Source organism: Rhodococcus sp. YH3-3 (assembly GCF_001653035.1).
GTDB lineage: Bacteria > Actinomycetota > Actinomycetes > Mycobacteriales > Mycobacteriaceae > Rhodococcus_F > Rhodococcus_F qingshengii.
The window spans coordinates 2,204,541-2,217,542 of sequence record NZ_BCWH01000002.1 but is presented as its reverse complement, the minus strand read 5'-3'; the positions used below and the strand labels follow the sequence as shown (position 1 = coordinate 2,217,542).

Sequence of the window (13,002 nt, the reverse complement as noted above, 5' to 3'; positions counted from 1 at the left end):
GGCAGGGTCGTGCACCATGGGGTCCATGACCACCGCCACTGCCCCAGCCATGCGCGACGAAGCCGAGCGGCTGCTCCGCGAACTCGCGGGGCCGGATGCCCGCCTACGCGAGGACCAGTGGACGGCCATCGAGGCGCTGGTGGTGCAGCGCAAACGCGCGCTCGTCGTACAGCGGACCGGCTGGGGCAAATCTGCGGTCTACTTCATCTCGGCGAAGCTGCTCCGGGCAACGGGCCACGGCCCCACCGTCATCGTCTCTCCGTTGTTGGCCCTGATGCGAAACCAGGTCAGTTCTGCCGAACGTGCCGGAGTGCGCGCCGCAACCATCAATTCGGGCAACGTCACCGAATGGGACGACATCCATGCCCGCGTCGCAGCCAATGATCTCGACGTCCTTCTGGTCAGCCCCGAGCGCCTGAACAACCCTGACTTCCGCGATCAGGTGCTCCCGGCCCTGGCAGCTGATGCCGGCCTGGTCGTAGTCGACGAGGCTCACTGCGTTTCCGACTGGGGCCACGACTTCCGTCCCGACTACCGCCGCATCAGGACCTTGATCGCCGAACTCGGCGAGGGCATTCCCGTCCTCGCAACCACGGCGACGGCCAACAACCGCGTCGTCGAGGACGTGTCCGCCCAACTCGGCGTCGGCGGTGAGGAAACCCTCGTCCTTCGCGGCGGGCTCGAACGCGAGTCGCTTCACCTCTCTGTAGTCCACATTCCGGAGGCGACGGCGCGCGCTGCCTGGCTTGCCGACATGCTCGAGACGCTGCCGGGTTCGGGCATCATCTACACGCTGACGGTTTCGGCCGCGCGCGACCTCGCAAGCCTGCTCTCCGAGCGCGGCCATACCGTCGCCGCCTACACGGGCCAGACCGATCCCACTGAACGTGAATCTCTCGAGCAGGACTTGTTGGGTAATCGCGTCAAGGCTCTGGTGGCCACCTCGGCACTCGGGATGGGCTTCGACAAGCCTGATCTCGGGTTCGTCGTCCACCTCGGCGCACCGTCGTCGCCGATCTCGTACTACCAGCAGGTGGGCCGCGCCGGTCGTTCCACCGACAGGGCAGACGTGATCCTCCTGCCTGGCGCCGAGGACAAGCAGATCTGGAGTTACTTCGCCTCGGTCGCCTTCCCCCGCGAGCACCTGGTCCGCAGCGTCATCGAACACCTCGACACCGAAAAGGCCACGTCGACACCGGCACTCGAACCTCTGGTGGAGCTCAATCGCACGCGTCTCGAGATGGTCCTCAAAGTCCTCGACGTCGACGGCGCGGTCAAACGCGTCAAGGGCGGGTGGATCAGCACCGGCGAACCCTGGGTGTACGACGCCGAGCGCTACGGCCGACTCGACGACGCCCGCCAGGCCGAGCAGGCCGCAATGGTCGAGTACCAGAGCATCACGACGTGTCGAATGACCTTCCTGCGTGAACAACTCGACGATCCTGGTCTGACCTCGGAGAACTCACAGTGCGGTCGCTGTGACAACTGCACAGGCAATCGCTACGACACCACTGTCGACACCGCCGCCCTCGACGAGACTCGGGCGCGCTTGCAGCGCCCCGGATTCGACCTGGAGCCGCGCAAGATGTGGCCGACCGGCCTGAGCAAGCTGGGCGTCAAGCTGTCCGGGAAGATCACCGAGGGGCCCGAAACCGGGCGCATTCTCGGACGGATGTCGGACCTGGGCTGGGGTCAACGTCTCCGCGCGCTTTTCGACGGTCCCGACGCCGAGGTACCCGATGCGGTGGTCAGCGCGTGTATCAGCGTTCTGGCCGCCTGGAATTGGGCCGAGCGACCCACCGGTGTCATGGCCCTCGAATCCACGACGCATCCTTTGTTGGTGTCGAGCCTGGCTGCCAAGTTGGCCGAGGTCGGGCGATTGACCGACCTGGGCACCCTTCGCTTGCGACCCGACCACCCTCCGGTGTCGGCAGCGAACTCCGCCTACCGCGTGTCCGGACTGGTCGATGTTTGGGAAGTCCCGGACATGAGTATCCATCAGGGACCAATACTTCTTGTCGACGCAATCGCCGATACCGGTTGGACTTTCACGATGGCCGCGCGCGCACTTCGACAGGCTGGTGCTCACTCTGTACTTCCGTTGGCGCTCGCAAGCCCGAAATAGCGAGTTTTTGCCCGAAATAGTCGCTCCGACAACGGCAAAAGTTACATAATGTGAGCACCATCACATTCATGTCCTCACCTGGGGCGCAACGGGTTCCACACGGCCCGAAACGGACATCTGCATGACTTCGACAGCAATGATTGTTACGTTCAGATGACCGATGAAGCCTGTTGATACGAGAGCTATCCCGACCACCGCGCCGGACGCGGTGTTGTTCAGAAGCCCACAGATCGATGACGGAGTCCGGCTCTGGGAGATCGCACGTGATTCGAAGGTGCTCGACCTCAATTCGAGTTATGCATACCTGTTGTGGTGCAGGGATTTCAGCGCGACGTCCATCGTCGCGGAGGTAGACGGCCGCGTAGTCGGATTCGTTTCCGGTTATACCCGTCCCAGCGCGCAGGAAACCCTGTTCGTGTGGCAAGTTGCGGTCGACGAAGACCAGCGCGGCAAGGCAATTGCTGCCCGCATGCTGTCCGACTTGATGGATCGCACTGCCCCACTGGGTGTTACACATCTGGAGACCACGATCAGCCCCGACAACGAGGCTTCGATCGCACTCTTCACCGCGCTCGCACGTCGGCGCGAAGTACCGATAACCAGGCAGACCTTGTTCTCGCCCAACGATTTTCCCGATGGACACGAAGCCGAAGATCTTTACACGATCGGCGCCTAGCGCACTTCGCGCTCGGCATACAGCATGCCCCGGAGGAACAAAGAAGATATGAATATCAACGAAGCAAGCATTTTTGAAACCCTCGAGTCCGAGGTTCGCAGCTACTGCCGTGACTGGCCCGCAGTGTTCACCAGCGCATCCGGATCCTGGATTCGTGACGAGAACGGGCGCGACTACCTCGATTTCTTCGCCGGTGCCGGCGCCCTCAACTACGGCCACAACAACCCGGTGCTCAAGTCCGCACTGGTCGACTACATCATGAGCGACGGCATCACGCACGGCCTCGACATGTCGACAGTCGCCAAACGCGAATTCCTCGAGACCTTTCAGCGCAACATCCTCGAGCCGCGCGGCCTGGACTACAAGGTCCAGTTCCCCGGCCCGACCGGATCGAACACCGTCGAGGCTGCACTGAAGCTGGCCCGCAAGGTCACCGGACGTTCGGCAGTCATCAACTTCACCAACGCATTTCACGGAATGACACTTGGTGCACTCTCCGTGACCGGCAACTCGATGAAGCGCGCGGGCGCCGGTGTCCCCCTCGTGCACACGACACCGATGCCCTTCGACAACTACTTCGACGGCGTCACCGAGGACTTCCAGTGGTTCTCCCGCGTTCTCGATGATTCCGGCAGTGGAATCAACCGCCCCGCGGCAGTGATCGTCGAAACCGTGCAGGGTGAAGGTGGCGTCAATGTCGCTCGCCCCGAATGGCTTCGGGCGCTGGCAACACTGTGCTCGGATCGCGGAATCCTGTTGATCGTCGACGACGTCCAGATGGGTTGCGGCCGTACCGGCCCGTTCTTCTCCTTCGAAGAGGCCGGAATCGTTCCCGACATCGTCACGTTGTCCAAGTCGATCAGCGGCTACGGAATGCCGATGGCGCTCACGCTGTTCAAGCGTGAACTCGACGTCTGGGGACCGGGCGAGCACAACGGCACATTCCGCGGCAACAACCCGGCGTTCGTCACCTCCAAGGTGGCACTCGACCACTACTGGTCCGACGACGCCCTCACCAAGACGACGTTGAAGAAGGGCGCACGCATCAGCGAATGCTTCGCCAACCTCTCCGATCAGTTCCCCGGCGAGGTCTCGCACCGCGGGCGTGGCTTGGTTCAGGGCCTCGTGTTCGAACAGCCCGAGCGCGCCGGCAAGGTCTGCCAGTTGGCATTCGACGAGGGATTGCTCGCCGAGACCTCCGGACCCTCCGACCAGGTTGTGAAACTGCTTCCCGTACTGACGATTACCGACGACGAGCTCGAGCACGGCCTCTCCATCCTGGCCGAGGCGACACTCAAGGTCTGCAGCTAGAGGAAGGACTCTCCCATGATCGTTCGCACCACCACCGAGATCACCGACACCGACCGCGACATCACGAGTGAGGACGGAAACTGGCGCAGCAAGCGCATCGTCCTCGGCGGCGACCGCGTCGGGTTCTCGTTCCACGAGACCACCATCAAGGCGGGTTCGGTCAACGAGTTCCATTACGCCAACCACGTCGAGGCTGTCTGGCTCGTCGAGGGCACCGGCAAGCTGATCGACCTCGACAACAACAAGGAATACGATCTCGCACCGGGGTCGATGTACCTGCTCAACGGCCACGAGCGTCACCGCGTCGAGCCGGACACGCAGATGCGCATGCTGTGCGTGTTCAATCCGCCGGTCACCGGGCGTGAGGTGCACGACGAGAACGGTGTCTACCCACTGGTGGAGGTCCCCGCGTAGCGTCTAGTCATGGCGACTGACACCTCTCCACGCGTAGCGATCGGCCCCGTCCCCGATGCACTGCTCGACAGCGCGGTGCTTCGGGGCGGTGGTCTGATCAGTCCGATCGACACTGCGGACGCCCTGATCTGGGCGGGCTCACCCGAGACCTTTCCGTCGGAGTTACCGGCGTCGGTCAGGTGGGTGCAGCTTCCGTCGGCGGGAATCGAGGATTGGTTCGACTCCGGTGTGATTCCGAAGGACACAGAAATCACGTGGACCTCGGCGGCCGGTGCGTTTTCGGCGTCGGTGGCCGAGCATGCACTCATGCTTCTCTTGGCCGGAGTTCGCCACTTGCCTGCACACATCGAGGCTCGAACGTGGCGTCAGTTCGAGTTCTTTCCCAAGATCGGCACCCTTCGTGGCTCGACGGTTGCGATCATCGGCGCAGGCGGTATCGGCCGCGCGCTGATTCCGATGCTGGCCGCGCAGGGGGCGGACAGCATCGCAGTCAATCGTTCCGGTAGCCCGGTCCCCGGGGCGATCTCGACGTACCCCGCATCCAGGATGGATGAAATCTATTCTCGCGCAGATCACTTCGTGATTGCTGCGCCCGCCACCCCGGCCACCCGTCACCTCGTGGGCCGTGCGCAGTTGGCGGCGATGCAACCCCATTCCTGGGTGATCAATGTCGCGCGCGGATCACTGGTCGACACCGACGCACTGGTCGAGGCCATCGAGTCGGAACAGATCGGCGGCGCCGGTCTCGACGTCACCGATCCCGAACCCCTCCCGGACGGTCACCCACTGTGGGATCTGACGAATGCGATCATCACACCCCACGATTCCAATCCGCCAGGCGTTCGCCCCGCCGCGTTCGCGGATCACGTCTCCAAGAACGTGACCCGCTTCGCGAAGGGTGAGGCGCTGGCTGCCCTCGTGGACCCCGTAGCCGGATACTGAGCACGCCGCCGAAGCTCGAATGCTCGGACCACGGTTGCCACAAATTACTGTGGCGACTGCGTCTCCGGAAAGAAGAGCGCCCGCGCCCGGCGAGCGACCTCTTCGGCAGGTACATCCTCGACCTTCGTGCATACTGCCCACCTGTGGCCGAACGGATCGAGAAACACTCCATGCCGGTCGCCCGAAAATGTATCGGCCACAGCCGTGACCAGCGTGCCTCCCTCGGCGACTGCCCGCGCGACAAACTCGTCCGTGTCCTCGGTGTAGACGACGATTGACGAATGCACCCAGCCGTCCTGCGGTGATTTGAGACCGAAGTCCGGCATCTCCTGCGAAAGCTGCAGCATCGAATCGCCGATCCGGATCTCCGCATGCATGAGGGAGCCGTCAGGTGCGTTCATCGCATCGACTATCTCAGCTCCAAGTGCTCGTTTGTAGTAGTCGAGTGCGGCATGGCCGTCCGGCACCGCAAGGTAGGGAGTGATCGTGCGGTAACCAGCAGGGATCGGGTTCACTGTGTTCATGTGTACGAGTATTGGCGATCGCACACGTGTTCTATTGAACATTTCGGACTTCCTCCGCGCCTCCGTCTCGCACACGCGCCTATCCTGGAACGGTGCCTACCGACAACAGCCGCCTCGACGCCCTCCCCGAGCTCCTGGCCGGCCGTCGCCTGGCAGTTCTGACAGGCGCCGGCATCTCCACCGACTCCGGAATCCCGGACTACCGCGGACCTGATTCACCCCCGCGCAATCCGATGACGTTCCAGCAGTTCATCGGCGATCCGGCGTTTCGGCGGCACTACTGGGCGCGCAACCACATCGGCTGGCGATACATGGACAGCTCCCGCCCCAACCAGGGCCACCGGGCCGTCGCGGCACTGGAACGAACAGGGCGAGCCGTCGGCGTGATCACCCAGAACGTCGACCTACTGCACACCAAGGCCGGCGCGCGAAACGTCATCGACCTCCACGGCACCTACGCGCAGGTTCGATGCCTGAGCTGCCAGCGGCTGATCTCCCGTACCACTCTCGCGGAGAGACTGGAAGAAGCCAATCCTGGATTCGCCGAAACAGTCGCTGCTGCAACAGGAGTCGAAATCGCACCCGACGCAGATGCCGTGATCGAATCCACCGCACACTTTCGCGTCGTGGATTGCGCCGTGTGCGGTGGCTTACTCAAACCGGACATCGTCTACTTCGGCGAATCCGTCCCCAAGGAACGCGTCGCCCGTGCGTACAGCCTCGTCGACCAATCCGACGCACTGTTGGTAGCCGGGTCGTCGTTGACCGTGATGTCCGGCCTACGTTTCGTCCGGCATGCCGCCAAGACCGGGAAGCCGATCGCCATCGTCAATCGAGGCACGACTCGCGGCGACGAATTCGCCGACCTCAAGCTCGAAGTCGGTTGCGCTGAAGCACTTTCCGCCCTCGTCGAGCACGAATGCTACAGCGCCACCAAGTCGTCCGCGTGAACCACAGGACGCTGCATGTCGGCCGGTAGATCGGTGGTGGAGCGCCCCAGGATCTCCTCGATCTCCGCAGCGTCGAACGCAACGACACCCCGGGCGACGGGCTTCTCCCCCGGCCCCATCAGGGACACGACGTCGCCGGCGTGGAAGTCACCGGATACACCGACGATGCCAGCGGACAGCAGGCTTCGACGCTTGGACACGACCGCGCGGACGGCGCCTTCGTCGAGGTGGAGGTCACCCGATGTGTCAGCGGCGTGACGAACCCAGAATCGGCGGGCCGACAATCGCGTCGGCCGGGGCGCAAATGCCGTTCCGACATCGGCACCACTGAGTGCCTGCGCAGCGTCCGATGCTGCCGCGAGCAGAACCGGCACGCCGGAATCAGCGGCCAGGCGTGCTGCTGAGAGCTTCGACGCCATGCCTCCGGTACCGAGGGCGCCACCCGAACCGGCAACCACACCGTCGAGATCCTCGGGACTGTTGACCTCGGGAATCAGTGTGGCATCGCCCTTTCGGGGATCCCCGTCGTACAGTCCGTCCACATCCGACAACAGGATCAACGCGTCGGCGCCGACCAGATGAGCAACCAGTGCAGCCAGCCGATCGTTGTCACCGAATCGAAGTTCGGTGGTGGCAACGGTGTCGTTCTCGTTCACGATCGCCACCGCGTGCAATGCCCGTAGACGATCGAGTGTCCGTTGGGCGTTGCGGTGCTGCGTCCGTCGAGCGATGTCGTCAGCCGTGAGTAGAACCTGCCCGACGGTACGCCCGTAACGGGCGAACGACGTACCCCAGGCGTGAGCCAGAGCCAACTGACCGACGCTGGCCGCAGCCTGCTTGGTCGCGAGATCCCGCGGTCGCTTGGTCAGTCCCAGCGGCGCCAGTCCGGCGCCGACGGCACCGGACGAGACAACGACGACATCGGAACCCGCACGCATGCGAGCCTCGATGGCATCGGCCAACAGATCGAGTCGGTGAGTATCGAGTCCCGCCACCAGACTGGTGAGCGCAGACGACCCGATCTTCACGACGATACTGTGAGCCGACGCTATCGACTCCCTGGTGGACCCGAGCACAGTCCCGTTCCCTCTCTTCGGTTTTCGTCCTGAAATCGCGTGGGTCAGGCGTCTTCGTCGAGCAAGCCGCGGCGGACACGACGCGCGTGCTTGCGCTCGTCGGCGCCGATGCGCTCCACCTGATCGAGACGCGGGTCGGTTCCACGGCCCGTGCGGGTCAGATCGATACCGGCCGGCGTCATCGGCTCCCACTCGAAGCTGACGTCACCGATGGTGACGGAAGCTCCTGGCTGAGCGCCCTTCTTGACCAATGCGTCCTCGACGCCCAATCGAGCAAGACGGTCGGCGAGGTAACCAACGGCCTCGTCGTTGTCGAAGGCGGTCTGACGAATCCACCGCTCCGGGCGGGTGCCTCGGACGACGAACCCACCGGGAATATCGGGATCCTTCTCGATGGTGAAGCTGGAATCCTTGACCTTGACCGGGCGAATGACCTGGCGCTTCGGCTCGGGCTTCGGATGAGCTTCGCGGTAGTCGCGGACCATCTTCGCCAGCGCGAATGTCAACGGTCGCAATCCTTCTCGGCTCACCGCTGAGATGGTAAAGACCGGCCATCCGCGAGCTTCGATCTCAGGCGTGACCATTTCGGCCAATTCGGCGGCCTCGGGAACGTCGGTCTTGTTGAGGATGACGACGCGCGGGCGCTTGTCGAGGTCACCGAGTCCCGAGTCGCCGGAGAGCGCGGGCGTGTACGCGGCCAGCTCTGCTTCCAGGGCGTCGATGTCGGATATCGGGTCACGTCCCGGATCGAGGGTGGCGCAGTCGATCACGTGCGCCAATACGGCGCAGCGTTCGATGTGGCGCAGGAAGTCCAGGCCCAAACCGCGGCCTTCGCTTGCACCGGGGATCAGCCCGGGCACGTCGGCGACGGTGAAGGTGGTGTCACCGCTCGAGACGACGCCGAGGTTGGGGACCAGAGTGGTGAAGGGGTAGTCGGCGATCTTCGGCTTGGCCGCAGAGAGAACGGACACCAGCGAAGACTTACCGGCAGAGGGAAATCCGAGCAGACCGACGTCGGCTACCGACTTGAGTTCGAGAACCAGGTCACGCTCGACACCGTCCTCACCGAGGAGTGCGAAACCGGGAGCCTTGCGGGCTTTCGACGCCAGCGCTGCGTTGCCGAGTCCGCCGCGGCCGCCCTGAGCGGCGTCGAAGCGCGAACCGACTCCCACGAGGTCGGCAAGCACGTTGCCGTCGGTATCGAGAACCACAGTTCCATCCGGAACCTTGAGGATGAGGTCTTCACCGTTTGCACCCTCGCGGTTGCTGCCGGCGCCCTGCTTGCCGTTGGTCGCCTTCGCGTTGGGATGGAAGTGAAAGTCGAGGAGGGTGTGGATGTTCTCGTCGACCACGAGGATGACGTCGCCACCGCGACCTCCGTTGGCACCGTCCGGACCGCCGAGCGGTTTGAACTTCTCGCGGTGTACGGAGGCGCAACCATTGCCGCCTTTTCCAGCGCTGACGTGCAGCACAACACGGTCAATGAATCGGGACATGACTGCCGGATCCTTCCTCAGTCAATTGCGGGTCTCACGCGATGAGCTGAACTTCTGGTGAGCAGGGTTGCTCGGGGCAAAACGGGTACTGCTAAACAAACGATAGGGGCGGACCGGGTTATTTCAACCCTGGTCCGCCCCTATCGGGAGCTTGGAACGCGTCACTCTCTTACCGAAAGCAGAACCGGCTTACCGAAGTAGAACCGATGACGCACAACTAGCGAGAAAGACTAGACCTCAGCCGCAACGACGGCCGGAACGATGTTCACGGTCTTGCGTCCACGCTTCTGGCCGAACTCGACTGCACCGGCAGCGAGAGCGAACAGGGTGTCGTCGCCGCCACGGCCGACGTTGACGCCGGGGTGGAAGTGCGTGCCGCGCTGGCGAACCAGGATTTCGCCTGCGCTGACCGACTGGCCGCCGAAGCGCTTCACGCCGAGGCGCTGGGCGTTTGAATCGCGACCGTTACGGGAGCTGGATGCACCCTTCTTATGTGCCATGCTATTGACCCTCCTCGGGTGAAATTAGCTAGAAAGAACTGGTTACTTGATGCCCGTGACCTTGAGCACCGTGATCGGCTGCCTGTGGCCCTGACGCTTGTGGTAACCGGTCTTGTTCTTGAACTTGTGGATGCGGATCTTCGGGCCCTTGGTGTGCTCGACGATCTCACTGGTGACTGCGACCTTGGCCAGCTTGGCCGCGTCGGTGGTCAGGTCAGATCCGTCGACCACGAGAACGGGAGCAAGCGAGACAGCAGTGCCGGGCTCACCCTCGATCTTCTCGACCTTGACGAGGTCACCAACAGCGACCTTGTACTGCTTTCCGCCGGTCTTGACGATCGCGTACGTTGCCATCGGAGGGCTACCCCTTGCTTCTTCGAACTTGCTCGCGCTGCTGCCTGAGGCTTCAAATGCATCGCGACTGGTCTGGTTTATGTCACCTCGGCTCGGCACTGACGTACCGGGACATTCACGCGCACTCTAGGCACACGGAATCTCTACCGCCGGGTGGCGACCCTCCAAGGTTACGGGAAAGCAACCGTCAGGGTCAAACCGCCCCGCCGAGGGGTGGTGCTTACTACTCTGTACTGCTTCTACCAGCTGAAACTTCGGATAGCGGTTGGATGTCCTCGCTCATCGCGAAGTCATCCAACCGACCGAAAGCCAGTAGTTCTTACTCTCCGTCTACCGGAGGACCTGCGGGACGTGCTGCTGCACGCCTGCGACGGGGTCTCTTGACGACGACAACTTCTTCCTCGGCCGGAACTTCGGTGGCCGGAGCCGGAACGTTTTCCGCGACCGCGTCCACCACGGGTTCCGGAGTCGGAATCACGAAGACCGTGCCCACCTCGGGAGCTGCCTCGGCAACCGGTGCCGACGCTGCCCGCGACGCCCGGCGACTACGCCGACGACCGCGCGGAGCTGCTTCGGTCGAAGCTGCGGCCGACTCGTTGTCCACTGCGGATACTTCTTCCGCAGCAGAGTCCACAACAGGAACGTCATGGTGCTCAGCAGCAGCAGGAGTATCGATCGGCCGATCTTGTTGCCGATCGGCACTTTTGGATGCATCGTCCCCCGAAGACACACCGGCGGAATCAGACTCGGTCGAGTCGGCCGCGACGGTCTCGTCGTCGTCGTGGTGATGCGAGGCCATCGCCAATGCCACCGGATGAGCCCGCTTGACCGTCGCGTCGACGGCCGGAACCTCCGGCGCCGGAGCTTCCTGTCCGTTGGACTCGGTCGAAGCCGACTTGTCTCCGCGGCCACGCTTGTTCTTGCGCGAGGTACCGGAATCACTGCGCTGCGAGCCCGAACGCGATCCTCCGTCGTCCGAGGACTTCACCTCGACGGGCTCGGAATGGACGATGATGCCGCGGCCGTGGCAGTGCTCACAGGTGGTCGAGAAGGCCTCGACCAATCCGGTGCCCAACTTCTTGCGCGTCATCTGCACGAGCCCGAGTGACGTGACCTCCGACACCTGATGGCGCGTGCGATCGCGACCCAGGCATTCGGTGAGCCGACGCAGGACCAGGTCCCGGTTCGATTCGAGAACCATGTCGATGAAGTCGACGACGATCATTCCGCCGATGTCCCGCAGGCGCATCTGGCGAACGATCTCCTCGGCCGCTTCGAGGTTGTTACGGGTGACGGTCTCTTCGAGGTTTCCGCCGGCTCCGGTGAACTTGCCGGTGTTGACGTCGACGACGGTCATGGCCTCGGTGCGGTCGATCACCAGGGTGCCGCCGGACGGCAGCCACACCTTGCGATCGAGTGCCTTGGCCAACTGCTCGTCGATACGGCGAGCCGCGAAGACGTCGATACCGTTGTTCGGCGTGTACTTCTCGAGCCGCGGAAGCAGGTCGGGCGCAACGGAGTTGATGTAGTTCTCGACCGTCGTGTGCGCCTTCTCGCCCTCGATGACCAGCTTGGAGAAGTCCTCGTTGAACAGATCACGAATGACCTTGACCAGCATGTCAGGCTCTTCGTACAACGCCTGCGGGTTGCCGGACTTGCCGGTGTCCGCAGCCGCGGCCTGCTCCTCGATGCCGGCCCACTGAGCCTGCAGACGAGTCACGTCGCGCGCCAACTCTTCTTCGCTGACCCCCTCGGACGCCGTGCGAATGATCACGCCCGCGTCGGCGGGCACGATGTCGCGCAAGATTTCCTTGAGACGCTTGCGCTCGGTGTCCGGAAGCTTGCGGCTGATACCCGTGGACGTACCACCAGGCACGTAGACGAGGAAACGACCGGCAAGCGAAATCTGTGTCGTCAGTCGAGCACCCTTGTGGCCGACCGGATCCTTGCTGACCTGAACGAGCACCTGATCGCCAGGCTTGAGAGCCTGCTCGATCTTGCGCGAGTTGCCACCGAGACCGGCAGCCTCCCAGTTGACCTCACCGGCGTAGAGAACACCGTTGCGGCCACGTCCGATGTCGATGAACGCAGCTTCCATGCTGGGGAGCACGTTCTGGACACGTCCGAGGTACACGTTGCCGACCATCGACGCGGACGCCGAGTTGGTGACGAAGTGCTCGACCAGCACTCCGTCTTCGAGGACTGCTACCTGTGTAGTCGCATGCGGCTGACCGCTGTCTGCCCGATCGCGCACGACCATGACGCGATCGACGGCCTCACGACGCGCGAGGAACTCCGACTCGGTCAGAATCGGCGGACGACGACGACCGGCGTCACGACCGTCGCGGCGACGCTGACGCTTCGCTTCCAGACGTGTCGAACCACTGATGCCCTGGACCTCGTCCTTGACGCGGGTCTTGTTGCGCGGCTCGCGCTCGTGAACGACGGTGTTCGGCGGATCGTCCTCGGACGTCGCAGTCGCGTCGGTGGCGCCGTCGGTGCCGGTCTTGCGACGACGACGACGACGGCGACGGCGGCTCGATCCGTCGGCATCGAGATCGGAATCGTCGGCATTCTCGGAATCCGCATCAGCGGTGGACTCGGACTTATCACCGGATTCTTCGCCGGCAGCGT

General features: G+C 63.5%; 12 protein-coding genes. 6 read left to right on the top strand and 6 right to left on the bottom strand.

Translation table 11 applies throughout. From position 1 onward, the window contains the following. Positions 1-25 precede the first annotated feature (25 nt). The 5 genes from YH3_RS23285 to YH3_RS23265 all read left to right on the top strand — a co-directional run bounded on the left by YH3_RS23285 (position 26) and on the right by YH3_RS23265 (position 5,468). On the top strand, positions 26-2,125 hold the full coding sequence (locus YH3_RS23285) for a DEAD/DEAH box helicase (RefSeq protein ID WP_030536630.1): 2,100 nt from the start codon (positions 26-28) through the stop codon (positions 2,123-2,125). 160 nt (positions 2,126-2,285) lie between these two features. Then, positions 2,286-2,801, top strand: a complete 516-nt coding sequence (gene ectA / locus YH3_RS23280; protein ID WP_003944572.1) for a diaminobutyrate acetyltransferase — start codon at positions 2,286-2,288, stop codon at positions 2,799-2,801. Between the two features lie 48 nt (positions 2,802-2,849). Then, positions 2,850-4,112: a diaminobutyrate--2-oxoglutarate transaminase gene (ectB, locus tag YH3_RS23275; protein ID WP_064444108.1), complete on the top strand. Its 1,263-nt coding sequence runs from the start codon at positions 2,850-2,852 to the stop codon at positions 4,110-4,112. A 15-nt stretch (positions 4,113-4,127) separates the two neighbouring features. Then, positions 4,128-4,526: an ectoine synthase gene (locus YH3_RS23270; RefSeq protein ID WP_003944463.1), complete on the top strand. Its 399-nt coding sequence runs from the start codon at positions 4,128-4,130 to the stop codon at positions 4,524-4,526. A gap of 9 nt (positions 4,527-4,535) precedes the next feature. After that, positions 4,536-5,468: a D-isomer specific 2-hydroxyacid dehydrogenase family protein gene (locus YH3_RS23265; RefSeq protein ID WP_007731007.1), complete on the top strand. Its 933-nt coding sequence runs from the start codon at positions 4,536-4,538 to the stop codon at positions 5,466-5,468. Positions 5,469-5,512: 44 nt separating this feature from the next. Here YH3_RS23265 and YH3_RS23260 read toward each other — a convergent pair whose 3' ends face one another. Beyond that, a complete protein-coding gene (locus YH3_RS23260; protein WP_081377472.1) occupies positions 5,513-6,034 on the bottom strand; it encodes a VOC family protein in 522 nt (173 codons plus the stop codon). A 50-nt stretch (positions 6,035-6,084) separates the two neighbouring features. On the opposite strand from YH3_RS23260, the gene YH3_RS23255 reads away from it, so the two are divergent. Beyond that, a complete protein-coding gene (locus tag YH3_RS23255) occupies positions 6,085-6,942 on the top strand; it encodes an NAD-dependent protein deacetylase (RefSeq protein WP_064444107.1) in 858 nt (285 codons plus the stop codon). Here the strand turns inward: YH3_RS23255 and proB are convergent. The 5 genes from proB to YH3_RS23230 all read right to left on the bottom strand — a co-directional run. Continuing rightward, on the bottom strand, positions 6,915-8,018 hold the full coding sequence (proB, locus tag YH3_RS23250) for a glutamate 5-kinase (protein ID WP_003944552.1): 1,104 nt from the start codon (positions 8,016-8,018) through the stop codon (positions 6,915-6,917). The two genes, YH3_RS23255 and proB, sit on opposite strands and share 28 nt — an antisense overlap. A 44-nt stretch (positions 8,019-8,062) precedes the next feature. Next, the gene (gene obgE, locus YH3_RS23245; protein ID WP_003944579.1) at positions 8,063-9,514 is read right to left on the bottom strand and encodes a GTPase ObgE; all 1,452 of its coding nucleotides are present in this window, start codon (positions 9,512-9,514) and stop codon (positions 8,063-8,065) included. Between the two features lie 230 nt (positions 9,515-9,744). After that, positions 9,745-10,014 carry a 50S ribosomal protein L27 gene (rpmA, locus tag YH3_RS23240; protein WP_003944532.1) on the bottom strand — a complete coding sequence of 90 codons (270 nt, stop codon included), beginning with the start codon at positions 10,012-10,014 and terminating at the stop codon, positions 9,745-9,747. Between the two features lie 42 nt (positions 10,015-10,056). Next, positions 10,057-10,368 (bottom strand): 50S ribosomal protein L21, encoded by a 312-nt coding sequence (gene rplU / locus YH3_RS23235; protein ID WP_003944533.1) that lies wholly within the window; start codon positions 10,366-10,368, stop codon positions 10,057-10,059. Positions 10,369-10,687: 319 nt separating this feature from the next. Beyond that, positions 10,688-13,002, bottom strand: a 2,315-nt coding sequence (locus tag YH3_RS23230; protein ID WP_238592685.1) for an Rne/Rng family ribonuclease, incomplete at its 5' end; no start/stop codon positions are given.